The sequence below is a fragment of the Marinobacter halotolerans genome (assembly GCF_008795985.1).
Taxonomy (GTDB): domain Bacteria; phylum Pseudomonadota; class Gammaproteobacteria; order Pseudomonadales; family Oleiphilaceae; genus Marinobacter; species Marinobacter halotolerans.
The window spans coordinates 618,316-643,260 of record NZ_VMHP01000002.1; the positions used below are offsets into that span (position 1 = coordinate 618,316).

Annotated in this window: 26 protein-coding genes; 12 read left to right on the forward strand and 14 right to left on the reverse strand. The window is 57.9% G+C overall.

Going from position 1 to position 24,945, the window contains the following annotated elements; all coding sequences use genetic code 11:
* Positions 1-3 precede the first annotated feature (3 nt).
* The 5 genes from FPL19_RS13140 to FPL19_RS13160 all read left to right on the forward strand — a co-directional run bounded on the left by FPL19_RS13140 (position 4) and on the right by FPL19_RS13160 (position 3,180).
* Positions 4-327, forward strand: coding sequence for a hypothetical protein (locus FPL19_RS13140; RefSeq protein ID WP_225314423.1), 324 nt, complete (start codon positions 4-6; stop codon positions 325-327).
* Positions 328-461: 134 nt separating this feature from the next.
* Positions 462-1,160, forward strand: coding sequence for a MotA/TolQ/ExbB proton channel family protein (locus tag FPL19_RS13145; protein WP_150913001.1), 699 nt, complete (start codon positions 462-464; stop codon positions 1,158-1,160).
* A gap of 24 nt (positions 1,161-1,184) precedes the next feature.
* The gene (locus FPL19_RS13150; RefSeq protein WP_150913002.1) at positions 1,185-1,682 is read left to right on the forward strand and encodes an ExbD/TolR family protein; all 498 of its coding nucleotides are present in this window, start codon (positions 1,185-1,187) and stop codon (positions 1,680-1,682) included.
* Entirely contained in the window at positions 1,679-2,179 is a 501-nt protein-coding gene (locus FPL19_RS13155) for an ExbD/TolR family protein (RefSeq protein ID WP_150913003.1), read from the forward strand. Before FPL19_RS13150 ends, FPL19_RS13155 begins: the two co-directional genes overlap by 4 nt.
* 2 nt (positions 2,180-2,181) lie before the next feature.
* A complete protein-coding gene (locus FPL19_RS13160) occupies positions 2,182-3,180 on the forward strand; it encodes an AgmX/PglI C-terminal domain-containing protein (protein WP_150913004.1) in 999 nt (332 codons plus the stop codon).
* Here the strand turns inward: FPL19_RS13160 and FPL19_RS13165 are convergent.
* Positions 3,158-4,528 carry a sodium:solute symporter family transporter gene (locus FPL19_RS13165; RefSeq protein ID WP_150913005.1) on the reverse strand — a complete coding sequence of 457 codons (1,371 nt, stop codon included), beginning with the start codon at positions 4,526-4,528 and terminating at the stop codon, positions 3,158-3,160. The two genes, FPL19_RS13160 and FPL19_RS13165, sit on opposite strands and share 23 nt — an antisense overlap.
* A gap of 194 nt (positions 4,529-4,722) precedes the next feature.
* On the opposite strand from FPL19_RS13165, the gene FPL19_RS13170 reads away from it, so the two are divergent.
* Genes FPL19_RS13170 through FPL19_RS13185 form a run of 4 tightly spaced genes read left to right on the forward strand, consistent with a single transcriptional unit; the run spans position 4,723 to position 9,281 of the window.
* On the forward strand, positions 4,723-5,523 hold the full coding sequence (locus FPL19_RS13170; RefSeq protein ID WP_150913006.1) for a C39 family peptidase: 801 nt from the start codon (positions 4,723-4,725) through the stop codon (positions 5,521-5,523).
* 57 nt (positions 5,524-5,580) lie between these two features.
* A complete protein-coding gene (locus FPL19_RS13175) occupies positions 5,581-6,591 on the forward strand; it encodes a transporter (RefSeq protein WP_150913007.1) in 1,011 nt (336 codons plus the stop codon).
* Between the two features lie 37 nt (positions 6,592-6,628).
* Positions 6,629-8,251 carry an OmpP1/FadL family transporter gene (locus tag FPL19_RS13180; protein WP_150913008.1) on the forward strand — a complete coding sequence of 541 codons (1,623 nt, stop codon included), beginning with the start codon at positions 6,629-6,631 and terminating at the stop codon, positions 8,249-8,251.
* Between the two features lie 31 nt (positions 8,252-8,282).
* Positions 8,283-9,281 (forward strand): MalM family protein, encoded by a 999-nt coding sequence (locus FPL19_RS13185; protein ID WP_150913009.1) that lies wholly within the window; start codon positions 8,283-8,285, stop codon positions 9,279-9,281.
* An 11-nt stretch (positions 9,282-9,292) separates the two neighbouring features.
* Here the strand turns inward: FPL19_RS13185 and FPL19_RS13190 are convergent, their stop codons facing one another.
* Complete coding sequence (locus tag FPL19_RS13190; RefSeq protein WP_150913010.1) at positions 9,293-10,327, reverse strand: polysaccharide deacetylase family protein; 1,035 nt, start codon at positions 10,325-10,327, stop codon at positions 9,293-9,295.
* Positions 10,324-10,980 (reverse strand): DNA-J related domain-containing protein, encoded by a 657-nt coding sequence (locus FPL19_RS13195; protein WP_150913011.1) that lies wholly within the window; start codon positions 10,978-10,980, stop codon positions 10,324-10,326. The genes FPL19_RS13190 and FPL19_RS13195 overlap by 4 nt, the downstream gene beginning before the upstream one ends.
* A gap of 111 nt (positions 10,981-11,091) precedes the next feature.
* Between FPL19_RS13195 and ttcA the strand changes: the two genes are divergently transcribed.
* Entirely contained in the window at positions 11,092-12,006 is a 915-nt protein-coding gene (ttcA, locus tag FPL19_RS13200) for a tRNA 2-thiocytidine(32) synthetase TtcA (protein WP_150913012.1), read from the forward strand.
* Here the strand turns inward: ttcA and FPL19_RS13205 are convergent.
* The 9 genes from FPL19_RS13205 to ccoN all read right to left on the reverse strand — a co-directional run bounded on the left by FPL19_RS13205 (position 11,987) and on the right by ccoN (position 20,561).
* On the reverse strand, positions 11,987-12,673 hold the full coding sequence (locus FPL19_RS13205) for a sulfite exporter TauE/SafE family protein (RefSeq protein ID WP_150913013.1): 687 nt from the start codon (positions 12,671-12,673) through the stop codon (positions 11,987-11,989). The genes ttcA and FPL19_RS13205 overlap by 20 nt on opposite strands.
* A complete protein-coding gene (ccoS, locus tag FPL19_RS13210; RefSeq protein WP_150913014.1) occupies positions 12,673-12,900 on the reverse strand; it encodes a cbb3-type cytochrome oxidase assembly protein CcoS in 228 nt (75 codons plus the stop codon). The genes FPL19_RS13205 and ccoS overlap by 1 nt, the downstream gene beginning before the upstream one ends.
* Positions 12,897-15,356, reverse strand: coding sequence for a heavy metal translocating P-type ATPase (locus FPL19_RS13215; RefSeq protein WP_150913015.1), 2,460 nt, complete (start codon positions 15,354-15,356; stop codon positions 12,897-12,899). The genes ccoS and FPL19_RS13215 overlap by 4 nt, the downstream gene beginning before the upstream one ends.
* Positions 15,353-15,868: a FixH family protein gene (locus FPL19_RS13220; RefSeq protein ID WP_150913016.1), complete on the reverse strand. Its 516-nt coding sequence runs from the start codon at positions 15,866-15,868 to the stop codon at positions 15,353-15,355. Before FPL19_RS13220 ends, FPL19_RS13215 begins: the two co-directional genes overlap by 4 nt.
* Positions 15,869-15,887: 19 nt before the next feature.
* Positions 15,888-17,318: a cytochrome c oxidase accessory protein CcoG gene (ccoG, locus tag FPL19_RS13225; RefSeq protein WP_150913017.1), complete on the reverse strand. Its 1,431-nt coding sequence runs from the start codon at positions 17,316-17,318 to the stop codon at positions 15,888-15,890.
* A 110-nt stretch (positions 17,319-17,428) separates the two neighbouring features.
* On the reverse strand, positions 17,429-18,319 hold the full coding sequence (gene ccoP / locus FPL19_RS13230; RefSeq protein ID WP_150913018.1) for a cytochrome-c oxidase, cbb3-type subunit III: 891 nt from the start codon (positions 18,317-18,319) through the stop codon (positions 17,429-17,431).
* A complete protein-coding gene (locus tag FPL19_RS13235; RefSeq protein WP_150913019.1) occupies positions 18,316-18,501 on the reverse strand; it encodes a cbb3-type cytochrome oxidase subunit 3 in 186 nt (61 codons plus the stop codon). The genes ccoP and FPL19_RS13235 overlap by 4 nt, the downstream gene beginning before the upstream one ends.
* 5 nt (positions 18,502-18,506) lie before the next feature.
* On the reverse strand, positions 18,507-19,115 hold the full coding sequence (gene ccoO, locus FPL19_RS13240; protein WP_150913020.1) for a cytochrome-c oxidase, cbb3-type subunit II: 609 nt from the start codon (positions 19,113-19,115) through the stop codon (positions 18,507-18,509).
* A gap of 15 nt (positions 19,116-19,130) precedes the next feature.
* Positions 19,131-20,561, reverse strand: a complete 1,431-nt coding sequence (gene ccoN, locus FPL19_RS13245; RefSeq protein ID WP_150913021.1) for a cytochrome-c oxidase, cbb3-type subunit I — start codon at positions 20,559-20,561, stop codon at positions 19,131-19,133.
* A gap of 294 nt (positions 20,562-20,855) precedes the next feature.
* On the opposite strand from ccoN, the gene FPL19_RS13250 reads away from it, so the two are divergent.
* Positions 20,856-21,464 (forward strand): alpha/beta fold hydrolase, encoded by a 609-nt coding sequence (locus FPL19_RS13250; RefSeq protein ID WP_225314424.1) that lies wholly within the window; start codon positions 20,856-20,858, stop codon positions 21,462-21,464.
* On the opposite strand, the gene FPL19_RS13255 is transcribed toward FPL19_RS13250, so the two are convergent.
* A complete protein-coding gene (locus FPL19_RS13255; RefSeq protein WP_150913023.1) occupies positions 21,465-23,315 on the reverse strand; it encodes a sensor domain-containing diguanylate cyclase in 1,851 nt (616 codons plus the stop codon).
* Positions 23,316-23,449: 134 nt separating this feature from the next.
* On the opposite strand from FPL19_RS13255, the gene rlmM reads away from it, so the two are divergent.
* Positions 23,450-24,526: a 23S rRNA (cytidine(2498)-2'-O)-methyltransferase RlmM gene (gene rlmM / locus FPL19_RS13260; protein WP_150914225.1), complete on the forward strand. Its 1,077-nt coding sequence runs from the start codon at positions 23,450-23,452 to the stop codon at positions 24,524-24,526.
* An 8-nt stretch (positions 24,527-24,534) separates the two neighbouring features.
* Here the strand turns inward: rlmM and FPL19_RS13265 are convergent, their stop codons facing one another.
* The gene (locus FPL19_RS13265; protein WP_150913024.1) at positions 24,535-24,822 is read right to left on the reverse strand and encodes an antibiotic biosynthesis monooxygenase family protein; all 288 of its coding nucleotides are present in this window, start codon (positions 24,820-24,822) and stop codon (positions 24,535-24,537) included.
* Positions 24,823-24,945 lie beyond the last annotated feature (123 nt).

Below are 24,945 nucleotides of genomic sequence, written 5' to 3' on the forward strand. Positions count from 1 at the left end.
CTCATGTGGAATGTTCTTAAAGCCTCTGTGATTGCCGTGGTAATGGCAGGGACGCCCGTTATCGCCGCCGCCCAGAGCAACGTGATTACCCTGGAAGGGGCGCGGATTCGTGGCGGCCAGGAAGCACCCCTGGTGCTTTATCTGGTGCCCTGGCAACCGCCCGAGGCCAGATCTCTCGACCGGCCGGACGAGGAGCTGATGCTGGCGCGGCCTGTCAGACCACTCGAAAGGGCCGAATTTCAGCGCCTTATCGGCTATCATGAGCACTTTCAGGCACTGAATCGGCCTGAAACCGCGCCTGACGAGGTCGGAGGCCGCTCCGAATGAGACCTGTGTCACATTTGCTCTGTGCAGCCGCGCATGCAAACACAAACCGCTACAAACCTTTTCGCCAACTTACCCCAAACTCTCCCGTTGCCGAATAGACTCACAACATTCATGGATTATGGAGTGCCCAGATAATGATCGAAACTGCCGTTCGCTTTTTCCAGGAAGGTGGCTTTTTCATGTACCCGATTGCCGTTGTACTGGCTATTGGCGTTATTGTTGCCGCCGAACGATACATCTACCTTTCTGCCCAGAAGATGACCAACCGTCGGGATTTCAACCGGCTGCATCAGATGATCTCCAAGAAGGATCTCAAGGGCGCTCTCAACTACGCCAACGAGGCCGGCAGTGCCATGGCATCCATGCTCGGTTTCGGGCTCCAGCGCCTGGCCCGTCGCCAGTCCCGTGAAGAGATTGAATACGCGATGGAGGAGGGGCTGCTGGAGGTCATGCCCCGCCTGGAAAAGCGCACACAGTACCTGTCCACCCTCGCCAATATCTCGACTCTGCTGGGTCTGCTGGGCACGATTATCGGTCTGATTGCGGCGTTTACGGCGGTCGCGTCGGCGGATCCCTCCCAGAAAGCCAGCCTGCTTTCCCAGAGCATTTCCGTGGCCATGAACACCACGGCGTTCGGCCTGATGGCGGCGATTCCACTTCTGCTGATTCATTCGGTACTGCAGACCAAAACCAACGAGATTATCGACAGCTTCGAGATGGCCGGTATCAAGGTGCTGAACCTGATCAACGACGGCACCGGTGGCAAGCCGGCCGCTGCCGCTAAGGCACCCCAGAACGAACAGCCCGCCAGTCCTGCCGGGTCCATGGCATAAAGTTCACATCAGGGAGCTCAGTCCATGAGGCGCAAGCATCGTCGGCTTCGTAGCGAAACCGACCTGGATATAACACCGTTCATGAACCTGATGATCGTTCTGGTGCCGGTATTGCTGCTGAATATGGTATTCGCCCACACCAGCGTGTTGGAGCTGAATTTTCCAAATGTCGAAAGCAGTTCTACCGAACAACCGAAAGAGCTTCAGCTTCAGGTGATGATCTTTGACGACCAGCTTGTGGTTGCGGATAACCAGGGCGGTGTCATCAAGGCCATCGGTAAGAAAGAGTCGGTCCACGACTATGAAATGCTGGGTCAGGTCATGAAGGAGCTTAAAAGACGCATGCCCGACAAGCGCAACCTGACCATCATGCCCTCAGGAGATACGCCCTATCAGACGCTGGTGTCGGTGATGGACGCCGTGCGCTCTTATGACGCGGTAGTTGCCGGTGATGTGGTAGAGGCCGAGCTGTTTCCCGAAATCTCCCTCGGAGATGCGCCAGAAAGGGTGGAGGCGTCATGAAGGAATCTGCCAGAGCCAAACGCATCAAGCGCCATTACAAGCGCGGCAAACAGCAAAGCAAATTGAATCTGGTTTCCCTGATGGATATTTTTACCATTCTGGTGTTCTTCCTGATGGTGAATTCGTCCTCGGATGTGCAGGTGCTCAACCAGGACAACGCCATCAAGCTGCCCGAGTCGAAAGCCGAGGCTCCGCCGGCTGACGTGCTGGCATTGATCGTTACTGATGACAGCATCCTGGTGAACGGACGGGTGGTCACCGGGTTGGATAGCTTCCGCAGTTTTGATGGCAAAGTAGAGCCTGCCCTGCAGGAAGAACTTAACTATCAGTCGGCCCGTGCGAGTAGCCCGGCCCCTGACGCCGGTCGGCCAATCACCATCCTGGCGGACCGCGAGCTGCCCTATGATCTGTTGAAAAAGATCATGTCCACCTGTGTGGACGCGGGCTATGCCAGTATTTCCCTCGCCGTTAACCAGAAACCAGAGCAGGGGGCCTGACCGTGTCTCAGTATCGACAGGGATTGCCCTGGAACCGGGAGAGCGGCGAGCGCAAACGCCTGCTGTCGGTTTCGTTACTACTGGTGCCTTTATTTGTGCTGGTGGCAGCGTATGTAAGCTGGGTGAAGCTGCCGGAAGTCGAGCGTGCCGAGCGGGAGGCATTGCCTCCGCAGCTGGCCCGGCTGGTGGTCGAGCAGGAGCCGCCTCCGCCACCACCGCCCGAGCCTGAACCGGTGCAGCCTGAACCCGAGCCGGAACCGGAGCCGGTGAAAGAGGAACCGCAGATTGTTGAGGCTGAACCCGAGCCCGAGCCGGCTCCGCCTGAACCTGAACCGGCGCCCGAGCCGGAAGCCGAGATTGTCGAAGCACCTGAACCCAGCGAACAGGAAGTGGAAAAAGCGCGGGAGAAGGCCAGAAACACCGGTATTCTCGCCATGGGTGACGAGCTTTCAAAACTGGCAACTCTGGGCAAGTCAGTGAAACTTGATGCACCGTCGACCGTGACCGCGGAACCCATCGCCCGCAAGACGGGTGATACCCTAGCGCAGAGGGCCAATACTGGCCGCAGTGCCGGCGTTGATGAAACGCAATTGAGTCAGGAGAGCAAGCAGATTGCGCTTGCTGAGCGTCAGCAGGCGGAAGTGGAGCAGGCCAAAGAAATTGTCGCCGAAGCCCGGAAAACCGAACGCGAACGGGAAGTGGCCAAACAGTCCCGGACCCGGGAAGCGGTGGAGCGCACGCTGGACCAGAACAAGTCCGTTATCCTCAGTATCTACTACCGGGAACTGCGGCGTCAGCCTTCGCTGCAGGGCAACGTGACACCGGAGCTGGTGATCGAGGAAAGCGGTGCGGTTTCAAGTTGTGATGTGGTGTCCTCCACCGTGGACGAGCCAAAGCTTGAACAGAAGATCTGCAACCGTCTGCGGCTTGTTAACTTTGGCGAGCGCCCCGGCGTCGAGACCATGACCATCCGCTATCCTATCGAGCTTTTGCCGGGCTAAGAAGTGCCAGCGCAAGGCTGACCAGTGCCGATGCCGCCAATGCGCCGACAAACGGCCAGAGTGTGGGAATCGCGCCGGGAAAGCTGGCAGCTTCAAGGCCCGCCACCAGGCTGCCTCCGGCGATCCAGCCGGGGGCGATGGCGCCGGCCAGGCCGGCAAGCCCGCCCATTACAGCGGCTTGTGTTGTCATCCGGCGCCAAAGCCCCATCAGAACCGGCACAATCGCCGTTGCACACAGCAGGTCCGCAATCAGGAACAGTCTCAGAACCGAGATTCCCTCCAGCGCAACCAGCACCACAGGAATCATCAGTACCACGGTAATCCAGCGGGCCGACGCCAGTGACAGCCCCTGCTTTTCCGTAACGGCAAGAGACGCAAACGCATTCTGAAGGGTATCCACTGAAGAGGCCACCAGGGTTAGCGCCAGAATCAGGGCCGGTAGCGCCAGCCAGGGCGAGGCTCCCGCCAGCAGGGCAAAGAAGGGAATGGGAGGCGACCCCAGGTCCACGCCGCTGGTGGCGGCGACGATGCCAAAGCTACCCACCACAGCGACCACGACAATGGTCGCCAGCCCGCCAATGACAGCGCCGCTGCGCAGAGATGCAACATCCCGAGCAGACCATAGCCGCTGCCAGTAACCCTGGTGAAACAGGTTGGCCGCAGTGACCGCAATAATCAGGGTAACGGCCACTCCGATTGCGCTTCCCACCGGCGCTGCCGGCATCTCTGACAACTCCAGTTCAGGTAGCTGACCGGCCACCGCGAAACCCACAATACCAAGCAGAGCAATCAGCAGCGCCGCCTGCCATTGGTCCGTGACAATACTCGCCCTCAGGCCGCCCCATGCGGTGTAGACCAGTGTCGCGATGGCAACGCCCAGCACCGCCAGATTGCCGTTCACATCTGAAAGCAGTGACGTGATGGCGCCAATGGCGGTCAGTTCCGCGGTTAGGAAGCAGAGCATATATAGCACGGAAATCAGCGACACATAGCGGCGTACGGTGTTGCCGTAGCAGGCCTGGGCAAATTCACCGATGCTGCGGCCCTGAGGCAGATAGCGCCGGATGGCCGGCCCGCAGAGTCCGAAGACGATAAATGGCAGTGCGGCGCCAATGGCATAGCCCGCGAGAGCCACCGGACCCACCAAAGCTCCTATCTCTGGCGGTGCAAACAGAATCCAGCCGCCCATGCCCGATGCCAGAAAAGAGAGGCCAAGCGCTCGGGAACCCTGTGAATTCCTCGCCGTGACAAAATCATCGAGCCCGCCATCAGCCAGTCTGGCTCTGAGCCCCAGCCAGGTGAACAGGAGCAGGGCGGCAGCCAGAGCAGCAATGGTGGTATAGAGCATTCAGTGTTTCTCCGTGGGCAGCAGGGTTGAAAGTGTCATGAACCAGTTCTCAAAACACGGCGACGGGGCGCCTTCTGCACCGACAGATTTGAGGCACAGTTATCTTTAAGAGAGTAACGAATTCGGTATCTTACCGTAACAAGATGTAACTCGGAAAAGGTCATGTCTAATAATAACAGGGACTTCGTCTAACCATGCTGTTGGTACTCGCCGGTTCAATCCTTTCTTTCACCATGGCCCAGGAGGCTGTGGTTGTAGAGCCTTATGAGAAAGGCGCCATTGTGATCGAGCAGGATATCGACGCAAGCCCGATCGAGTTGAGAACTGCCACGCGAGTCGAACCCCTTGTCGAGCAGAAATTCCGCAACATCGTCCGCCAGGCCTATGACTATAGCTGCGGAAGCGCGGCACTGACCACCGTTCTGAATTTCTATCTCGGGCGGTCACTGGGCGAGAGGCAAGTCATGGAAGGCCTGCTTCATTACGGCGAGAAAGAGCGGATCGTTCAGCGACGTGCGTTTTCCATGCTGGATATGAAGCGTCTGGTGACGGCGCTGGGTTATCCCTCCGGTGGCTTCCGGGCAACCATTGAAGACCTGGTCGATCTGGACCACCCGGCGATCGTTCCCATACAGCACGCCGGGTTCAAGCACTTTGTCGTGTTGAGAACCATCCGCGAGGGTCGGGTTTTCATTGCCGATCCGGCGGTGGGCAATCTGTCCTTCACGCTCGCTCAGTTCGAGGAAAAATGGGACGACAACGTGCTGTTTATCGTGTTCCCGGGTGGCGACAAGCCCCTTGATAGCCTGGAGCTAAAAGAAGAAGACCTCCGTTATGTAGACGACCAGACGCTGACGCTGATGGCGCTGCACAAAATACCGGAATTTCATGAGGCAACGGAACGCCGGATACGAAACATGCTGGAACGTCAGAAGAACAATCCGGATGGCACTGTCGAGAATACCCAGAAAGAGCTGTTCTATCGTCGGAACTAACGTTCCCGGACTATCCGGGGTACAGGAACCAATACTCGTAAGAATAAGGGAGTCAGGATGAATCGTTGGGTTATGCGAGTTTTTATCCTTTTTTCCGTGACTGGCCTTTTACCCACCATGGCACTGTCGCAGGAAGGGAATGTTGATGAAGCGAGGGAAGCGCTTGCCCGCCAGGAAGGGGACGAGGATTCTGCGAAGCAGCTTGAGGAGGTTTTTCAGGCGGCCGAGAACAACTATTCGCTGCAGAAAAAGGGAACCCACGCCCTCAACTATTCATTCAATTACACCTACATGGGTGATCAGCGCCTGGATGCGGAAATTCGCGACGGCAGCATCCGCCAACTGGACATTACGCCCACGGCAACCCACAACTTCACCAACTCTTTCTCCTACGATTACGGGTTGCTCGATAACCTCACCGTCGGCGCCCGTTTTCCGCTGGTGGTCAAGTACGATACCCAGGACGAGCTGAGCCTTTATGACGTGGGTGATGTGTCAGCGACGGCCCGCTGGCAGCCGTTTCCTTATGTGCCGGGGAAGATGTCCACCACGCTTTTCGGCTCGTTTTCAAGCAAGACCGGTGTCAGTCCCTACGAGATAGACATAGACGAGCAGCTTTCCAGTGGCAGCGGCTATTACGGCATCTCGGGCGGGGTAAGCCTCTCCAAGGTGCTGGATCCCGTGGTTATCTTTGGCTCAGCCAGTCTCAGCTACAATTTTGACGCCACTGACCTTGATCAGGTTCGTGGTGGCCGACGCCTGGTTGAGGTGTCTCCCGGGTTTGGGCTGTCCGGCTCCGGCGGTTTCGCCTATTCACTGTCCTATGACATTTCCTTGAGTATTTCCGGGCAGATCAGCTACAACGACGAAACCGTGCTGACCTTTGCCGATGACTCCCAGGCGGTTGCCCAGGATCAGATGACCGGCTTTCTTAACATGTCTCTCGGCACGCGTCTGAGCGATACCACCATCGTGAACACCAGTCTTGGTATTGGTCTCACCGAAGATGCCCCTGATTTTTCCCTTGGCGTGTCCATGCCTATTGAATTTTCTGGACTTAAAGAGTGATTGAAGGCTCTGACGCATTACGGGAAGGGAAAACACCATGGTAACGACCAGCCACAAGAAAAGGATGCTTGCAGCCCTGCTGGCGGCATCACTGTCGGGCGGCGCAGAGGCTCAGCTGACACAGAACCTGACCTTGCATCCGAAGGCCCTGGCCCTTGGCAACGCGGTTACGGCGGACCCTCCCGGGCTAATGGCTATTCATTACAATCCGGCGGGTCTCACCAAGCTAGATGGACGTCAGCTTGAAGTGAACCTGATGAACGTCTATCTGGACATCGACGCTGATTTTTCCGCACCTGAAGGCTATGAAATCTTTGGCATTGATGGCCTTGAGACAGACCCCATGACCGGCAAGCAGCGGGATCCGGTGGCAAACTCCAGCAGTCACACCAACAATGTGGCGCTTTATGTACCCGGCTTCGGGATTTTGCGGGCACCCCCGGGACCGGCCGTTGCGCCATCGGCGGGCATCAGCATCAACCCGCCCGGGTCCAAGCTGACCTTTGGCAACATGTTCTATCTGCCGATGGCGGCGGGTTTCTACCGTAAAAAGAACGACCCGGGCCGATACATGCCACAGGCCACGGCGCTGCAGCGTACTACCTACCTGTCGCCGACCATCGGCTACAAGATCAACGACCGATGGTCGGTGGGCGGTGGCATTCATATTTCCCACATGGGGCTGGCTGTTGATCAGTACATGCGCGCCCCTAACCTGCTGTTGGGCGTGGCGGAGACACTGCAGACCGCGTTCAACTGTGAAAGCGGCGACGAGCCCCTGCAGCCCTGGCTGGCGCTCTGTGGCGGCAACATTGGCCCGTGGGATGATATCGGTGTGCTGAGCCTGAACCTGCAGGAGACGGTTTCTCCCACCTATGCTCTTGGCGTCATGTGGGAGCCGCGGGACTGGTTCAGCTGGGGGGCGAGTTATACCTCCGAAGCCCGCATGAACATGAAGGGCACATTTGAAATCCAGTACACCGAGGACTGGTCGGGCTTCTGGCAGCGGCTGAACAATTCGGTTCTGGGTGCCATCTCCTCCGCTATTCTCAGTCTGCCGTCCGGTGCGCCTCGGGAAGCGGGGAACGTTTCCATGGATCTGACCTATCCACAGCATTTCCAGACCGGCATCAGCGTCGACGTTCATCCGAAACTGACTCTGAACGCCGATATTGGCTGGACGGATTTCGCCCAGTGGGATTCATTTAACCTGCGCTTCGACCGCAATCTGGAGTTTCTGGGCGCCGCCCGGATTCTTTCCACCAATGCTACGCAGAGCACTCTGAGCCTGCCGATGGGCTTCACCGATCAGTGGAACTGGGCTTTCGGGATGGAATTCCATGCCTCGCCGCGTCTGGATCTGCGCGCGGGTGTGGAAATCCGGGATTCGGTTATTCCCGATGATCAGCGTCAGATCCTGGCACCGTTCGGTGGCGCCAACCTCTACAGCGTGGGCATGGGCTATCGCTGGGACAAGGATACCGAGATCGACCTGAACCTCAGTTATCTGCAATCCATCGAAACCATCCCGGCCAATGGCAGCTGCAACCTGAACTGCGATAACATCACCAACATTATCTATAACCCCTATGCGGGGCTTGATGTAAAAACATCGCTGCGGGCCGTGGTCGCGGGGCTGAGCTTCCGTACCAAATTCTGAACCGGCAGCGAGCTTGCAGGTGGTGGTCTGAATGTCTAGCCGTTTTCTGATTGTGTTGCCTCTGGCGGCGGCGTTGCTGTCAGGCTGCCAGCTGTCCGGAGAAAAGCCGGCCGGAGCCGATGAGGAGTATTTCACCTGGGTAGACGAGCAGGGACAGGTGCGCCAGACGGTAATACCCCGCACCGAGCCATCGGCCGGCCAGGAAAGCCCACCGTCGGAGACGCCGGTACAACAGTCTGAAGACACCCACGACGAATACAATCTCAAGAACTACCCCGATGGCAATGCCCTTGCCGAGCGCGGCTTTATCCGCCCGGGAGATCCCGAACCCTACTTTACCTGGCGCGATGCTCTGGGCAATGTCCGGGTCAGTTATTACCGTCCGGATACCCGCACGGCCGTGGAGAAAGGGGAAATCGAGCCACCGATTGAACTGACGGAAGCCAGCATCTACCAGACCAGCACAGCCCCCGCCGACGCTGACCTGCCTGCCGATGCAGACCCGCTGGCGGCTGCCGTTCTGGGGCTGGATGACAGTGTCGCGCCTTATTTCGAGCGCTGGGCTGCTGTATGTTGTGAAGAACTGGACCGGTCTGATCCTGTGGAATGGGAGCCCGGACGGGAATTCGGGGTTGATGTAACCGACGCCTCGCCGACGCATGAATTCATCACCGGAACCAGCCACTATCAGCTGGTCAGCCTTCCTGCGGATAAAGACTTTGTAGTCAGGCTAAGGTCCTATGATCAGAAGGGCCTGTTTGTGCCCTCGCTCGCCTTCCTGGACGCCAAATTCAGGCCACTAAGACTGGTGACCGATATGGTCACCGAGTTCACGCCCGAGTCCTGGTCCCGGCATGGCTATCTGAGATTCCATGTTCCCGTTTTTCCCAGCCGCGGCGAGCGTTGGATGTTGATCTACACCACGTCGAGAGCCGCCGCCGGGCAAACCGTGATTGAGACCCGCTATGGGCCCCGGGCCATTCCTCATCAGCGCACTGGTGAACTGGGGCTGAAACACATCCATCAATAGCAGACTGCGGCTCAGTCTTCCGGCTGGCTGAGATCCAGCCACTGCTGGGACAACCAGTAGTAGTTGCCATCGCCTGCCGGATAGGTGCAGTTGTAACGGAACCGTCGGCTGTCGAACGGTTTCGGTGCAGACACCACAACGTCGCCCGCGTCGCTGATAGTGAAATCCACCCGGCCCTGACCGGACGCAAAGCAGCTCAGCCGGCTTGCGCTCATTGTCTCGGGAAGCGGGAAGGTCAGCGTTGGCGGGTTCTCGCTGATCACACCGTCCGGCAACTTTGCGGCGTCGACGGGAAAAGCCCTGCTGGTAAGCTTGGTTTCCAGGTTCTCTATCTGGCCGTAGGTATTGGCCATGGGGAACCGGGGCAGCCGCGTGCCGTCCGATGTCTGGCCGATCGCGCCGGACTGCTGGCCATAACCGTACCAGCCGCGTTCATCGAGCATGGCTTCGAGCGGTTCGCTGTATTCACCGTAGGGGTACGCAAACATCGGGGCCTGTGTGCCCAGTTTTTCATCCAGAGCCTGTTGCGCACCGTCCAGACTGAGCTCAATGCGTTGCCGCCAGGCCTGCCGGGATTCATCCGGGCGTTGGACCAGGTGACCGTGATCCTTGCTGTGATTGGCGATGGTCACGCTGCTGTCGTCTCGAAACTCTTCAAGCTGAGCCCAAGTCATATAATCCCTTCGCCCAACGGCGTCGGTGTTAACAAATACTGTGTAGGGGTAGCCTTTTTCGTCCAGCATCCGGGCAGCGGTGTCGTAGACCGACAGGTAGGCATCATCGAAGGTGATGGCAATCTGTTGCGTGTCTTCCAGTTCTCCGGCCAGTGCCCGCTCTGTGCCTTGCTGAAGCGGCACCACTTCCAGTCCCAGTTCCTCGATCAGATCCAGTTGATCCCTGAACAGGGATACAGTGGTGCTGGTAGATGAGGGCGTGGTGTCACTGACGTGGTGATACTGCAGAACCACCAGGTCAGCGCCTGCCTGAGAGGCCGTCACGGCCATGATGCCCGCGATGACGAGGGATGGCGTAGAAGATCTGGTCATAGGGTGTTTCCTGTTCTGGTCTGTCGGAAATGTGCTTTGAGTACGCCGAATGCCTGGTTCAGGTTCTGTATGGTTTCGGTTTCGCCCCCGCGGTCAGGGTGTGCCTGCATGACCGCGCGTCGGAAGCGATACTTCACATCCTCGAACGAATCGGGGAGATGGCCGAAGCCGAGAACATCAGCGGCATCGTTGACTTCCTGTCGGGCCGGTTGGCGCCCGGCGCGGCCTGACCAGAAATCGTCCATCATCTGGAATATGGAGGATTCCGGCAGCTGGTATTTGGACAGGTCGAGATAGAACGCCCGCAGCTGGTCGACTTCCCCCACGGCTCCGGTACTGCTGACCACATCCTCCCGGGACAGGCGGATAAGCAGCGGTGAAATACTGAGCCTTTCCCCCGACTGGGCAAGCTGGTCCCTGAGCCGGTAAAGAACGTGGAAAACCAGAAAATGAACCGGATAAAGCTTGTCCGGTTCGGCATAATTGACGGTCCCGATCAGCTCCCAGGGCGGTCGCTGTAGGGCCTTGATCAGATTCAGCTCGTTAATCCCCAGGGGATTTTCCCGTAGTATACGCTCGACAGCGATCGACAGGTGCTGTACCTGGAATCGGAGCTTTTCGTCCTGGTGGGTTTGGGTATCCAGTTGGCTCATGGCTATATCCTATGCGACCTTTACATATCAGGAAAGGCCTCGGCGCGGGTTTGTTCCCTGCTACGGCACGCGTATAATTCTGCGCCAACTGAACCGACTAACGATGTGCTTATGTCTGATGCTTTAACCGCCACGCCCGAATTTGTTGCCCTGTCCGAGACAGAGCGAAAGCAGAAACACGAATTCAACAAGCTGCAGAAGCGCCTGCGACGGGAAACCGGACAGGCGATTGCGGATTTCTCGATGATTGAGGCGGGCGACAGGGTGATGTGCTGTCTCAGTGGCGGCAAGGATTCCTACGCCATGCTGGATATCCTGATGAGCCTGCAGAAAAGCGCGCCGGTGGATTTCGAGCTGATTGCGGTGAATCTCGACCAGAAGCAGCCGGGTTTTCCAGAGGAAGTGTTACCTGAGTATCTTTCCGCCCTGGGGATCGAATACCACATCATTGAGAAAGACACCTACAGCATCGTCAAGGACAAGATACCAGAAGGAAAGACCACCTGTGGTCTTTGCTCTCGGCTTCGGCGGGGCATTCTCTACAATTTCGCGGAAGAGCACGGTATTACCAAGATTGCTTTGGGACACCACCGCGACGACATGCTGGAAACCCTGTTCCTGAACATGTTTTACGGCGGCAAGCTCAAATCCATGCCGCCGGTGCTGCATAGTGATGATGGCCGCAATACCGTGATCCGACCGCTGGCTTACTGTCGGGAGAAGGACCTGGCCCGTTACGCGACGATGAAGGAGTTTCCAATCATCCCGTGCAATCTGTGTGGCTCACAGGAGAATCTTCAGCGTCAGGTGATCAAGGACATGTTCCAGAGTTGGGATAAACAGCATCCCGGACGGCTGGAAACCATGTTCAAGGCCATGTGTAACGTCGAGCCCTCCCATCTGGCGGATAACACCCTTTACGACTTCAAACGCGGCGAGCGCAAAGCGTCAGGCAATGCGGGTGGAGTGGAACAGGCCGAGCCGGAGCATATCGACTACGGCCGGCTCAATGTCCTGAACCTATAAAGGGAAGGGTCCATAGCCCGAAGCCGATCAGCAGCACTCCGCCCAGCTGGCGGAATCGGGTGTGGCCCTTGAGCCGGTTGATCCAGCTGGCAGCATAGCCTGTGGCCAGCATGGAGGGCAGGGTGCCCAGACCGAAAAACAGCATGGTGCCTGCGGCACTCTGGACCGACGGCTGCAGCGCTGCCCAGCCTAGTGTGCTGTAGACCAGCCCACAGGGCAGCCAGCCCCAGAGGCTGCCAAGAGCCAGTGCTTTCCAGACCCGATTCACCGGCATTACGTGTCGGGTCATGGGAGAGACCTTACGCCACACCGGCGCTCCCAGCCGCTCCACATACCGGATGCCCTGCCACCACTGCCCCATGGAAAGGCCCATCAGAATCAGCAGAATTCCGGCGATGGACCGCAGGACTGGCCCCAGGCTGGCGTACTGGTCGGCGGCCTGGGTGCTGAGAAAAGCCACCAGCGTGGCGATCAGTACATAGCTGGCAATGCGACCGCTGTTGAAGGCCAGCAGCATCAGGGTCTGGCGCCGCCGGTAACCGGCACCCACGGGAAGGGCCATGGACAGGGAGGCACTGATGCCGCCACACATGCTCAGGCAGTGCGTACTGCCCATCAGCCCGATCAGGTAGGCACTGGAATAGCTGAGAACGAGTTCATTTTCCATCAGGTGCGGCTATTGTCCTCGTCCCGGCTGCTTTCCTGTGACGCTGTGGTTTCGTCTGGCTGGCGGGACTCCTCCGGAATCCGGTCCTCATCGTCGTCATACAGAATTCGGTGGGCCGGGCCTTCAAGGTCGTCGTACTGCCCGTTTTTCACCGCCCAGGAAAACAGCACGACGCCAAACGCCACCAGAATCAGCATCAGCGGAACCAGTACCATCACGATTTTCATAGGCCAGCCTGTAAGGTTGCAGAAGGTTGTGCGTCAGCGTCCTGCCTGAGCGGCTTTGGCCTGGCGCGACTGAGGCGAAGGGCGTTCAGTACCACCACCAGTGAACTCGCCGACATACCGATGGCTGCCAGCCAGGGGGGCACAAATCCAGCGGCAGCCAGGGGCAGGGCAAACACATTGTATCCCAGAGCCCAGATCATGTTCTGACGGATCACCCGGCGCATGGAGCCGCTGATCACCAGCGCTTCAGGCAGTTCACTCAACCGCCCGCTCAGCAGCACCGCGTCCGCATTCAGCTGGGTCAGATCCGCCGCGCCGCCCATGGCCACAGATACCCGGGCCCCTGCCATGGACGGCAGATCATTCAGCCCGTCTCCCACCATCATGACACGGTGGCCCTCGTCGATTAAACGCCTTAGAACCGACAGCTTGTGCTCCGGTGAGGCTTCGCCAATGGCCTCGTCAATGCCCAGCAGCGCCGCAATTCTGGCAACGTGGGCGGACCGGTCTCCGCTGAGCAGAAGGGTGCGCAAACCGCGATCCTGCAATGCCCGGATCGTTTCCGCCGCATCCGGCCTGGGCTCATCGTCCAGGGTGAATCTTGCCAGCCAGCATTCGGGCGTCGCCAGCCAGATTTCCATGCCATCGCCGGTGGCGACCGCAGGAAGCGTCCCTATGGTGCGGCTCTCCACAAATTCCCGGTGCCCGATCGTCAGATCAAGCCCCTCAACCTGTCCCGACAATCCGCCTCCCAAGTGGTTCCGGACCGCGTCTGCTCTGGCAGCGGGGCGGGCGGTAAAGGCCCGGGCAATGGGATGTTCCGATGCCTGCTCCAGAGCAGCGGCCAGGCGCAGGCAATCCTGTGCGGGCATGTCGGTGAAAGCATCGGTGCCGGTAATGCGAAGTTCACCCCGGGTCAGCGTGCCGGTTTTATCGAATACAACGGTGTCAACGCCATGCATGGATTCAAGCGTATGGCCCCGGGTTGGCAAAAAGCCCTGCCGTCGGAGCCTCAGCGTGGCGGAGGTAATGGCGGTGGGCGTAGCCAGCGACAGGGCGCAGGGGCAGGTCACCACCAGCACAGACAGCATGATATCAAAGGCATTGTCGGCACCCGCCAACCACCAGCCAAGGCCGATGAGTGGGGTGATCCAAAGTACCTGGCCAACAAAGCGCCCGGCCAGGCGATCGGCAAGGTGAGCCACCGGCGGCTTCTCCGCCTGAACCCGATCCAGGATTCTTAGGATGCCGGACAGGCGTGTGCTGGCGCCGGCCCTGGTTACTCTCATTTCGAAGGGATGTTCGCCGTTGATGCTGCCGCTGTGGACCTCGTCGCCGGGTCCGCGGGTTTCCGGAAGGTACTCGCCGGTTAGCGCGGCTTCGTCCAGGGTGGTCTGGCCACTGGTCATCACGCCATCTGCCGGCAGCGTCTCTCCGGGCCGGATGCGGATGATGTCGTCTGCCTGTAGCTCATGGATGGGTACCAGTCCGGCTTTGGGGCCACTGATCCGGTTGGCAACTGTTGGCTGGAAGCCGGCCAGACTGTTGCCGCTAAGCCCGGCCCGGTAGCGAGCCCGGCTTTCGATATAGCGGCCCAGCTGCAGGAAGAAGGTGAACATACACACCGATTCAAAATAGACTTCTTCGCCCCCGAACACGGTGACCCAGGCGCTGGCGGCGTAGGCAAGACCGATCGCCGTAGCAACCGGTACGTCCATGGTCAGGTGTTTGCTCTGTAGGTCCCGTAGTGCGTTGGAGAAAAAAGGACGGGCGCTGTAAAACACCACGGGTGTAGCCACCAGCAGGCTGAACCAGCGGAAGAAATCCACAAACTCGGGCGACACGTCATTGATCAGCTCGAAGTAGAGCGGAAACGCCAGCATCATGCTCTGGAACGAGCCAATGCCTGCCACTGCAAGGCGGATCAGGGCGGATCGGTTTTCAGTCTTCAGGGCCTGCTCCGCTTCGTCCGCCTGATACGGTCTGGCGGTGTAGCCGAGCTGGTGAACGGCAATCAGCAAGTCACTGAGTTGGGCCTGACTGGCATCCCAGACCAGCCTGGCACGCCGGGTGGTGTGGTTGACGGAGAAGGCGATCACGCCGGCCTGTTTCGCCATGTGATGTTCCAGCAGCCAGATGCAGGCAGCGCAGGTGATTCCGCCCACCAGCAACGTCGCCTCCTGACCGGCGGTAACAGGGCTCACAAAGGATTGCTGCACCAGCGGGTGGTCCAGCTCGCGCAGCCGGTCGATCTCGGTGTTCGTCAGCTTCTTGGGGGTAACGGCAGGTTCCGTCCGGAACCGGTAAAAGCCGCTCAGGCCTTCAGCGTTGATGGTCTGGAAAACGGCCTTACAGCCTTCACAGCAGAAATGGTGGTTCTTGCCCTCCCGTTCCAGTGTGATTGGTGGGTTGCCATTGGCGGGCTCACCACAGTGGAAACACGCCAAGGCATTCACCCGCGATCGTCAGTCCGGTAACCAAGTATCAGGTTCTGGGAAAGGGGCAGGTAGGCCTCGCCTTTCAGTCGCCAATCGTTGTCCGGACCGCGCAGGTCAAAATACCAGCGGCCGTCGATGGGCTGATTCAGGCTGGCGGTATACTGCCCGTTTCCGCTGGGGCGAAACTGTATGGTGCGGTCGCGCTCCGCCAGGGTGGGGTGATAGAGCTGTAACACCAGATAGGGGAAGTCGGCAGTGCCGTTTTCCGCTTCCATGGTCAGGCTGGCGGATTTGCTGTCGAAATCCAGGCTTGCTTCCAGGCCCATGGTTCGCGCCGTCTCGTCTCTCGCCCGCTCCAGGGCAATACCCCGGCCTTTCTTGGCGTAGTCGTCCATGACCAGGGAACTGTCGATATTCATGGCAACGGTGATCATGCTGATGCACCAGATAATTGCGGCGCCGGGGAAAATCAGCAGGAACCAGAACCAGGGCTGTTTATACCACGGGCTGATAATCTCTTCGTTACTCATAGTGCTTTCCAGAATGCGTTCAGCGATTAGGACCGAGGAATCGGCTTTCAGTTTCCAGAACCAGCGATGGATCGGTCTTCGAGGTCGCGGTAAAGGTAATGGTGTTGCTGGCGGATGAAATACTGTCCGGGTCGACATCAACAACGGTTGGAAGCGCGCGGATATCGGTGCTGTCCACCGTAATCGTGTTGTCCGTCAACAGTTGCATGTCGTCCATGCCGGAGACCGACAGGGTGAAGGTTTGCGGCACCTCGGACATATTCTCGATCCGGACGCTGAAGCTGTTCTCGACACGGCCCTGGCCGTTGAATCTGAACAGTGCGCCCCGATCACGCTCGACTTCCAATTTGGCCGGCACCCGGGTTGCAATGGTGTAGCCCATCGCAAGGATCATCAACACCAGTGCAATGCCGTAGCCGAAGGTGCGAGGACGCATGAGCTTGGAGGGCTTGCCCTCCAGCTCGTTTTCGGTGGTATAACGAATCAGCCCGCGGGGATAATTCATCTTATCCATGACCTCATCGCAGGCGTCAATGCACAGAGCGCAGCCAATGCACTCATACTGAAGACCATCCCGGATGTCGATCCCTGTGGGGCACACCTGAACGCATTGGCCGCAATCAATGCAGTCGCCCAGCCCTACTTCTGCCGGGTCTATGCCTTTCTTTCGGCTGCCTCTTGGTTCTCCCCGGTTGGGATCGTAGGACACCACACGGGTGTCCGGATCAAACATCACAGACTGAAAGCGGGCATAGGGGCACATGTACAGGCATACCTGCTCCCGCATCCAGCCGGCGTTCAGATAGGTTGCTGCGGTGAAAAAGGCCACCCAGAAATAGGCCCAGCCACCGGCCTGGAAGGTGAACAGGTCGGCGATCAGTTCCCGGATGGGGTAGAAGTAACCGACAAAAGTAAGGCCGGTCGCCAGCGCGACCAGGCCCCAGGCGGCGTGTTTCGCGGATTTCTTCGCGACTTTGCGGCCGGACTTTGGTGCCTTGTCCAGTTTTATGCGCTGATTGCGACTTCCCTCTATGCGTTCTTCAATCCACATGAAGATAAACGTCCACACGGTCTGGGGGCAGGTGTAGCCGCACCAGACCCGGCCAAACAGGGTGGTAATGAAAAACAGCCCGAATGCACAGATGATCAGTGAGCCGGAGAGCAGGATGAGGTCCTGGGGAAAGAAGGTGATGCCGAACAGGTGGAACTCACGTTCCGGGAGGTTGAAATAGATCAGCGGCTGACCGTCCACTGAAATCCACACGAACAGGAAATACATTCCCATAAGTGCGACCAGGCTGACATTACGAATGCGCTGAAAGAAGCCCTTGACCTCTCTCACATAGATTTTCTTTCGGCTGGCGTATAGATCTACGGTTCCGGTGTTGTTCTTGTTATCGGAGGCGCCAGAGGAAGGGTCAATCTGTTTGACCGGAATCTCACTGTTCATCGTTACCTCCCGATGATGTCCGCTGCGTTATGTCAGCGGAATCGGCTTACCGGATCAGAAACGATTTCCGACCCGGCAAGCCTGTCCGGAGCATAAGCTCCAGTTACTGATTACTTCGACAGACCGTAAACGTAAGCCGCCAGGATCTGTATCTGATCGTCCGAGAGGCGGCCACTTTGCGCAGGCATCATGTTCTGCCGGCCGTTGACAACCGTTTCTTTAATCCACTCATAGGTTGAACCATAAAGCCAGGCATCGTCAGTCAGGTTCGGAGCACCAATGCTATTGTTGCCTTTGGCATCGGGGCCGTGACAAGCCACACAGGCCTGCATGTAGACTTCCTGGCCTTGTTTGGCTGCTTCTTCATCCTGAGCCCGTCCGCTGAAGCTGAGCACATAATTGACCACCTGATCGACCTGCTCTGATGTCATGTTGGGCATGGTGCCCATGGCAGGCATGGCGCCAGCACGACCATTGTGCAGTGTCTGCAGGATGGCATCTGGGCTGCCACCGTATAGCCAGGCGTCGTCAGTGAGATTCGGGAAGCCAATGTTACCGCGCGCTGCCGAGCCATGGCATTGGGCGCAGTTGTTGGCGAACAGACGCTGTCCGATCTGCATGGCCTCCTGGTTGGTATAGAGTTCTTCAACCGGAGTGCCACCGTAGCGGGCGTAAAGCTCGCCATAACGGGCTTCTGCAAGCTGTTGCTCGGTTTCCCACTGGTTTTCCTGGGTCCAGCCCAGCAGGCCTTTATAATTGCCCAGGCCCGGGTAGAGCGCGAGATAGACCAGAGCAAACACACAACTGGCGACAAACAGGTAGTACCACCATTTTGGCAGCGGGTTGTCCAGTTCCTCGATTCCATCAAAGGAATGTCCGGTCGTGCGGTCAGTCTCTGTATCGCTTGTTTGCCCTTTGCGGGTCGCGTGCAGCAACCACCAGCAGCCAAATACGGTACCGAGCACGATTACGCTGATCCAGATGCTCCAAAAGGTACTCATCGCTTTTTCTCCGTCTTTTCCTGTTCAAGAGTACGCTTTTCCACCTCTTCATCATCAAACGGGAGGTGGGCTGCTTCTTCGTTTGCACGCCTGCGGCGGGAGCTGTAGGCCCACCAGATAATGCCGAAGAACATGGCCATGATGACCAGGGTGTGCACGCCGCGTAAGTCGTTTATATCCATCGGGATCACCGTTTCTCTGAAATCACGGTACCAAGTTGCTGCAGGTAGGCGACCAGCGCTTCAATCTCGAACTTGCCTTCCACCTGTTCTGCCGCATTATTGATCTGCTCGTCGCTGTAGGGGACCCCCAGCGTGCGCAAGGTTCTCAGCTTGTCGGCTGTCTTGGTGTGGTCAACATAGTCTTCGAAGAGCCAGGGAAACGACGGCATGTTCGATTCCGGAACCACACTGCGCGGGTCATAAAGGTGCTGGCGTTGCCACGCATCGGAGTAGCGGCCGCCAACGCGGGCCAGGTCAGGACCTGTGCGCTTTGAGCCCCAGAGGAACGGGCGGTCGTAAGTGAACTCCCCAGCCACGGAGTAGTGTCCATACCGCTCGGTTTCTGCGCGGAACGGGCGGATCTGCTGGGTATGGCAAACGTGGCAGCCTTCACGAATGTAGATGTCCCGTCCTTCCAGTTCCAGCGCCGAGTAGGGCTCCAGGCCTTCAACCGGCGTATTGGTAGACTTGAGAAAGAACAGGGGCACTACTTCCACCAGAAAGCCGCCACTGATGGTCAGGATGATCAGGATGATCATCAGGCCAATGTTTTTTTCAATAATGTCGTGTTTCATCAGACTAGTCTCCCGTTACGCCGCCTGTACTGCCGCACTTTCGTTCGTGGCGGGCTCTTTCTGGTTCACAGTCCGGTACACGTTATATGCCATGATCAACATGCCACTGAGGAAAATAACGCCACCGAAGAAGCGCACCAGATAACCGCCGTAGGAGGCCTCAAGGGATTCCACGAAGCTGTAGGTGAGCGTGCCGTCTTCGTTGACTGCGCGCCACATAAGACCCTGGGTAATGCCGTTGACCCACATGGCGACGATGTACAGAACGGTACCGATGGTGGCCAGCCAGAAGTGCAGGTTGATCAGCGGTGTGCTGTACATTTCCCGGACACCCCAGAGTTTCGGAACCAGGTGATAAACCGCGCCAATACTGATCATGGCAACCCAGCCAAGGGCGCCGGAGTGGACGTGGCCGATGGTCCAGTCGGTATTGTGGGAGAGCGCGTTCACGGTTTTGATGGACATCATTGGACCTTCAAACGTGGACATGCCGTAGAAGGACAGCGATACCACCAGGAAGCGCAGAATCGGGTCAGTGCGCAGTTTGTGCCAGGCCCCGGAGAGGGTCATCATGCCGTTGATCATGCCGCCCCAGGATGGCGCCAGCAGGATCAATGACATTACCATACCGGCGGTCTGCGCCCAGTCCGGTAGTGCCGAGTAGTGCAGGTGGTGACCGCCTGCCCAGACGTAGGTGGCGATCAGCGCCCAGAAGTGGACGATGGACAAACGGTAAGAGTAAACCGGGCGGTCTGCCTGCTTGGGCACGAAGTAGTACATCATGCCCAGGAAACCGGCTGTAAGGAAGAAGCCCACTGCGTTATGGCCATACCACCACTGCATCATCGCATCCGTTACGCCAGCGTAGGCCGAGTAGGACTTGAAAGCGCTGGCCGGCAGGGCCAGATTGTTGCCGATGTGGAGTATGGCAACGGTGACGATGAAGGCGCCATAGAACCAGTTAGCAACATAGATATGCGGGGTGCTGCGCTTCATGATGGTGCCGAAAAATACCAGTGCGTAGCTTACCCAGACAACAGCGATGGCAATGTCGATCGGCCATTCCAGCTCTGCGTATTCTTTCGAGCTTGTCAGGCCAAGGGGCAGGGTAATGGCTGCGGCAACAATGATTGCCTGCCAGCCCCAGAAGGTGAAGGCTGCAAGGCCATCAGAAATCAAACGTGCCTGGCACGTGCGCTGAACAACATAATAGGCTGTCGCAAACAGCGCGCTTCCGCCAAAGCCGAATATTACGGCATTGGTGTGCAGAGGCCGGAGGCGGCCGAAATGGGTCCAGGGCAGGTCAAGGTTGAGAGCGGGCCAATAAAGCTGCGCTGCGATCAGCACGCCAAGTCCCATTCCCACGATGCCCCATACGACGGTCATGATGGTGAACTGTCGCACCACCTTGTAGTTGTATGTCAGGTTTGAATTTGCTGTGGTCATAGCCTTACCAAGAGGGTTCAGAGTGAGGGAATCTGCGGGCGCAAGTATGGAGAATCGCTCCGCCGTTTGCAATGCGCTAGTTGACCCCGAGTGTTCTGTCAAATCCGCCCAAATCAGTAAGATGGCGAATGTATTATAGAATTCGCGCGGGTAGTTGCCGGAGTAGACAATGGTAAAAAAGATCCGGGGATACTCTGTATGTAGTCCACTGATCGGGAGACCGCAATGACAGTCGCAAGATTGCTGGAAAACAGGCCAGAAAAAATTGATAAATGTAAAAGAAAAAATAATTCTTTGATTCTGGCCCATGGGGCCGGGGCACCGGCCGACTCGGAGTTTATGGAGCGTCTGTCTGAAGCTCTGTGTGCGGAAGGCGTTGCAACTGTACGTTTCGAATTTCCATACATGGAACGCCGCCGGGAGGACGGGCGTAAGCGCCCGCCGGATCGCGCCCCTGTGCTGCTTTCGCGGTTTCGTGATGTGATCAGGGCGGTCATTGAGGATCCCGCCAGAAAAGGTGACCGGATATTTATCGGGGGAAAGTCCATGGGCGGCCGAATGGCAAGCCTGCTGGCAGCTGAGCCTGATCTGGCGGGTATCCTGGCCGGCTGCGTCTGCTTCGGCTACCCCTTCCATCCGCCGGGCAAGCCTGATCGCTGGCGGGTGGAGCATTTCGGGCGATTCGCCGTTCCGGTGCAGATTATTCAGGGCACCCGGGATCCGTTTGGCAAGCAGAGCGAGGTGCAGGACAGCCCTTTAGTTCAAGTCGACAGCTGCGGAATTTACTGGCTTGATGGGGCGGACCACGATTTCAGGCCCCTGGCGCGACAGCCCGAAACCCAGGAACAGATGATCGCAAACGCTGCGAGAATAGCGGCCGGCTTCATGGCAGTTAGGGGTTGATTACGAACCTGCTTCCAGGGCCTGCACGGTGCGGTTTCGGCCACTGGTTTTGGCGGTATAAAGGGCCTGGTCTGCGCGTCGGAAAAGCCCCTTTTCGTCTTCTCCGGGCTGCAGTGTGGCTGAACCGGCGCTCATCGTGATTGTTGTGCTCTCGCCGTTGGGCGTTGTCATTGAACTCTGTTCCATATCTTCGAGGATGCGCTGACAAAGGCCCATCGCCCCGCTGGCTTCAGTTCCCGGCAGAAGCAGTGCAAACTCCTCACCGCCAAAACGGATGGCGACATCTCGCGGCCGTTTTACATGTCGGCTTAGCACATTAGCGATGTGCTTCAGGCATTCATCACCAAAGTCATGGCCCCAGCGGTCGTTAACGGATTTGAAATGGTCTGCGTCGAGCAGGGCAAGTGTCAGCGGTTGTCCGGTTCGCCGGGCTTCAGCGCAGAGCTCCGGTAGCAGGTTGTCCATGTGGCGGCGGTTATGAAGCCCGGTCAGGGAATCATTGAGGCTTAGAGTAGCCAGTTGCCGATTGGCCTTCTCCAGCTCCCGCATAGTGGATCGCAATTGGGCGGTGCGCTCATGAACCTTGTGCTCAAGTTCAGTTCGGGCGTTCTGCTCTACGTCCAGTAGCTTCTGATTCAGCAGGCGCCAGCGTTGCACGATCGCATAGTTGAGCAGCAGAACCTGGGTGCCCACCGCCACCTGCATGAAAATCTCCCGGGCCATGAAGTCCGCGATATAGCCGAATGCGGCGAGCGCATAGATCAGAGTGCCCGCCAGCATGCCGGACCAGGCCAGCACGTACCACTTTGCAGGACTATAGCCTTCATACCAGCGAATCCAACCGGTTATGAAAAGGCTTGCAACGATGAGCAGCCCGACAGCCGCATTGATCATGATCGACAGACTGTATGGCAGCACAAACGCCAGTATTGCCATGACAACGCTGGTCCATGCCTGGGCCTTGAGCAGGCGGTCAGACAGGGTATTGGTCGCAATGTCGAGAAAGGATCGGCCGAAAAGGGTAATCGAAAGGCAGCAAATCGCAACCAGCAGGGGAATGGAAGTGTTCGCAAAGCCGGTACTGTCGGGCCAGAAATACTGGTTGGCGAAACCGCCCATGGCGAACAGGAACATGGCCAGTGACGCCATGTAGAAGGCGTTATGGAGGTAGTAGACGGTTCCCGAGCTGAAGTAGAGCAGCAGATTGAAGATGGCGAATATGGTCAGGGCCCCGTAGAACAGACCATGGGCCAGGGTCAGGTTGTTGCTGCGAGTGATAATGTCGTCAGGCGTAGAAAGCGATAGCGGAACGTTCAGGGCGCCGTCGCTCTGTATTCTGAGTGTCAGGGTTGCTTTGTCACCGGCTCCGAGTGTGACGGGGAACAGGTAATATCGGTAATCTACCGCCCGTGAATGAAAGGGATGCTGATCGCCGGTCTCTATGTATTGATTCTCGGGATCCTGGGCCGAACTGTCACCGACCATCCAGAACCGGAGCTGATCGAGCAACGGGTAGTTCAGCCTCAGGTACCATTGCTGGCGCAGGTCCGACAGGTTTGCGACTCTGACTCGAACCCAGTACACCGATTCGGTCTGACTGAACACCAGGTCGTGCCCGTCGGCGGATTGCCAGTCCAGGTCTGCCGGAAGCTGCGATGGCTGCCCGGCACCGTGGGCCGGATGCAATGGAGGTGCGGCTACAAAGCAGACATACTCCATCAGCGCCTGTCGCTGGGCGGGATCGCTGGCATCAAGTGTGGGGCAGGCGTCCCCCTGTTCAGCACCTGCGCCCGAAGCAGGCACTGACACGATCAGGGCCGCAAAGGCAAGCAGGCAGCGCAGATACTGCATTATTGTTGTCTCTGCCGGGATTAAGCAGAATAGTGTAGCCAATAACGGGAGTTTCGTTTGTTAAACAGTTACAAATTTGTCCAGTGTTGTGAAGGGCGCGGTTTTGATGTGCTATGCCCCTGGGGTGCCCGATGATGGAGCAGCTGGTGGCATTCTGCCGTCCGGGTTTCGAGGTGGATGCGGGCAGGGAATTAACCGATGCCGCAGCTGCCGTCGGTGCTTTCGGTTATTTTGAGCCGGGATCGCAGCCGGGGTTTGTGCTGTTCAATCTGCCCGGCCCGGCGACCGCAGCAGATCTGCTGGATAGCCTGGCCGTGGAGGATCTGGTTTTCGTCCGGGACTGGTTCGTGGTTGTGGCGGATATTGCGCTGCCACGGGAGGATCGTGTGGGAGCCGTTGTTGATGCGTTGCGGGAGTCCGAAAGCCGATATCCTGACTGTAGTCGCGTTGAAATCAGGCTGACCGAGGCGAACGACGATCATGATTTGGGTAATTTCGCCCGGAAATGGGTGTCGCCGCTGTCAAAAGCGCTCAGAGGTGCCGGTCAGCTCGGGCAGGATCCGGACGCCGCTGCCCCGGCAAGACTCGAGCTGTTGCTGCTTTCCTTTGAGCGGGTTGTCGCGGGGATCAGCCTTGCCAGCAATCGGGCAAGGTACGTTAGCGGGATTGTCCGATTGCGATTGCCCGGCGCAGCACCAAGCCGGTCAGCGCTGAAGCTGGAGGAAGCCTGGCGGGTATTCCTGCCCCGGGGAAAGGAACTGGATTATCTGGGTGGCGGCAAGCAGGCCGTGGATCTTGGGGCGGCACCAGGTGGCTGGACCTGGCAATTGGTCAAGCAGGGCATGCTGGTTACCGCCGTGGACAACGGCCCAATGAATCCGGAGCTGATGGCTTCAGGTCAGGTGACTCATATCCAGGCAGACGGCTACCAGTGGAAACCCCGTCGCGGCGTCGACTGGATGGTATGCGATATTGTCGATCATCCAAGGCGAACCACGGCCATGGTGGTTGAATGGCTGACCGAAAAGCTCTGCCGTTACGTGGTTTTCAATCTGAAGTTGCCCATGAAAAAACGATATGATGAATGGGTGATCTGCAAAGAGATTCTGGAAACCGGTCTGGGCCAGAGTGGCATGAATTTCCGGGTCAATGCCCGTCATCTGTACCATGACCGTGAAGAGATCACCTGTTTCATCGAGCGGGTCGACTGATCTGTCGTTCAGCCAGCATGCTGGAGAACGGTAATTACCTCGTCCCGATCCATCATGGGAACCAGTTCCGCCATGAGATATTTGCGTTCATCGGACCCGTACCAGCGTTGCCAGTCCGCCTCGGAACGCCAATTGGCGAGGGTAAAGCGGTGGTTCGGGTCATCAGTGTCCACCAGAGTTTCGCCGGATACGAACCCTGGCGCACTGACGGCACGCTGGAGAATCTTGCGGGATCTTTCCTCGTACACAGGCTCCAGAGATTCAGCGATATGGCGTTCAATCAGTACCCGGATCATTGTTCACCTCTGTTTATTTAGACATCTATAAACAATAATTTAGCACGTATTTTTGAAAAATCAGCCTTTAATCTGGAGACCACAGTGAGTGCGAATTCAGGCGAAAATTCCGGAGCAGGTTCC

What these genes read in the sequence shown, in the direction of transcription:
- FPL19_RS13140 (WP_225314423.1), top strand. Translation starts at nt 4, where the DNA reads ATGTGGAATGTTCTTAAAGCCTCTGTGATTGCCGTGGTAATGGCAGGG.
- FPL19_RS13145 (WP_150913001.1), top strand. Translation starts at nt 462, where the DNA reads ATGATCGAAACTGCCGTTCGCTTTTTCCAGGAAGGTGGCTTTTTCATG.
- FPL19_RS13150 (WP_150913002.1), top strand. Translation starts at nt 1,185, where the DNA reads ATGAGGCGCAAGCATCGTCGGCTTCGTAGCGAAACCGACCTGGATATA.
- FPL19_RS13155 (WP_150913003.1), top strand. Translation starts at nt 1,679, where the DNA reads ATGAAGGAATCTGCCAGAGCCAAACGCATCAAGCGCCATTACAAGCGC.
- FPL19_RS13165 (WP_150913005.1), bottom strand. Translation starts at nt 4,528, where the DNA reads ATGCTCTATACCACCATTGCTGCTCTGGCTGCCGCCCTGCTCCTGTTC.
- FPL19_RS13170 (WP_150913006.1), top strand. Translation starts at nt 4,723, where the DNA reads ATGCTGTTGGTACTCGCCGGTTCAATCCTTTCTTTCACCATGGCCCAG.
- FPL19_RS13175 (WP_150913007.1), top strand. Translation starts at nt 5,581, where the DNA reads ATGAATCGTTGGGTTATGCGAGTTTTTATCCTTTTTTCCGTGACTGGC.
- FPL19_RS13180 (WP_150913008.1), top strand. Translation starts at nt 6,629, where the DNA reads ATGGTAACGACCAGCCACAAGAAAAGGATGCTTGCAGCCCTGCTGGCG.
- FPL19_RS13185 (WP_150913009.1), top strand. Translation starts at nt 8,283, where the DNA reads ATGTCTAGCCGTTTTCTGATTGTGTTGCCTCTGGCGGCGGCGTTGCTG.
- FPL19_RS13190 (WP_150913010.1), bottom strand. Translation starts at nt 10,327, where the DNA reads ATGACCAGATCTTCTACGCCATCCCTCGTCATCGCGGGCATCATGGCC.
- FPL19_RS13195 (WP_150913011.1), bottom strand. Translation starts at nt 10,980, where the DNA reads ATGAGCCAACTGGATACCCAAACCCACCAGGACGAAAAGCTCCGATTC.
- ttcA (WP_150913012.1), top strand. Translation starts at nt 11,092, where the DNA reads ATGTCTGATGCTTTAACCGCCACGCCCGAATTTGTTGCCCTGTCCGAG.
- FPL19_RS13205 (WP_150913013.1), bottom strand. Translation starts at nt 12,673, where the DNA reads ATGGAAAATGAACTCGTTCTCAGCTATTCCAGTGCCTACCTGATCGGG.
- ccoS (WP_150913014.1), bottom strand. Translation starts at nt 12,900, where the DNA reads ATGAAAATCGTGATGGTACTGGTTCCGCTGATGCTGATTCTGGTGGCG.
- FPL19_RS13220 (WP_150913016.1), bottom strand. Translation starts at nt 15,868, where the DNA reads ATGAGTAACGAAGAGATTATCAGCCCGTGGTATAAACAGCCCTGGTTC.
- ccoG (WP_150913017.1), bottom strand. Translation starts at nt 17,318, where the DNA reads ATGAACAGTGAGATTCCGGTCAAACAGATTGACCCTTCCTCTGGCGCC.
- ccoP (WP_150913018.1), bottom strand. Translation starts at nt 18,319, where the DNA reads ATGAGTACCTTTTGGAGCATCTGGATCAGCGTAATCGTGCTCGGTACC.
- FPL19_RS13235 (WP_150913019.1), bottom strand. Translation starts at nt 18,501, where the DNA reads ATGGATATAAACGACTTACGCGGCGTGCACACCCTGGTCATCATGGCC.
- ccoO (WP_150913020.1), bottom strand. Translation starts at nt 19,115, where the DNA reads ATGAAACACGACATTATTGAAAAAAACATTGGCCTGATGATCATCCTG.
- ccoN (WP_150913021.1), bottom strand. Translation starts at nt 20,561, where the DNA reads ATGACCACAGCAAATTCAAACCTGACATACAACTACAAGGTGGTGCGA.
- FPL19_RS13255 (WP_150913023.1), bottom strand. Translation starts at nt 23,315, where the DNA reads ATGCAGTATCTGCGCTGCCTGCTTGCCTTTGCGGCCCTGATCGTGTCA.
- rlmM (WP_150914225.1), top strand. Translation starts at nt 23,450, where the DNA reads ATGGAGCAGCTGGTGGCATTCTGCCGTCCGGGTTTCGAGGTGGATGCG.
- FPL19_RS13265 (WP_150913024.1), bottom strand. Translation starts at nt 24,822, where the DNA reads ATGATCCGGGTACTGATTGAACGCCATATCGCTGAATCTCTGGAGCCT.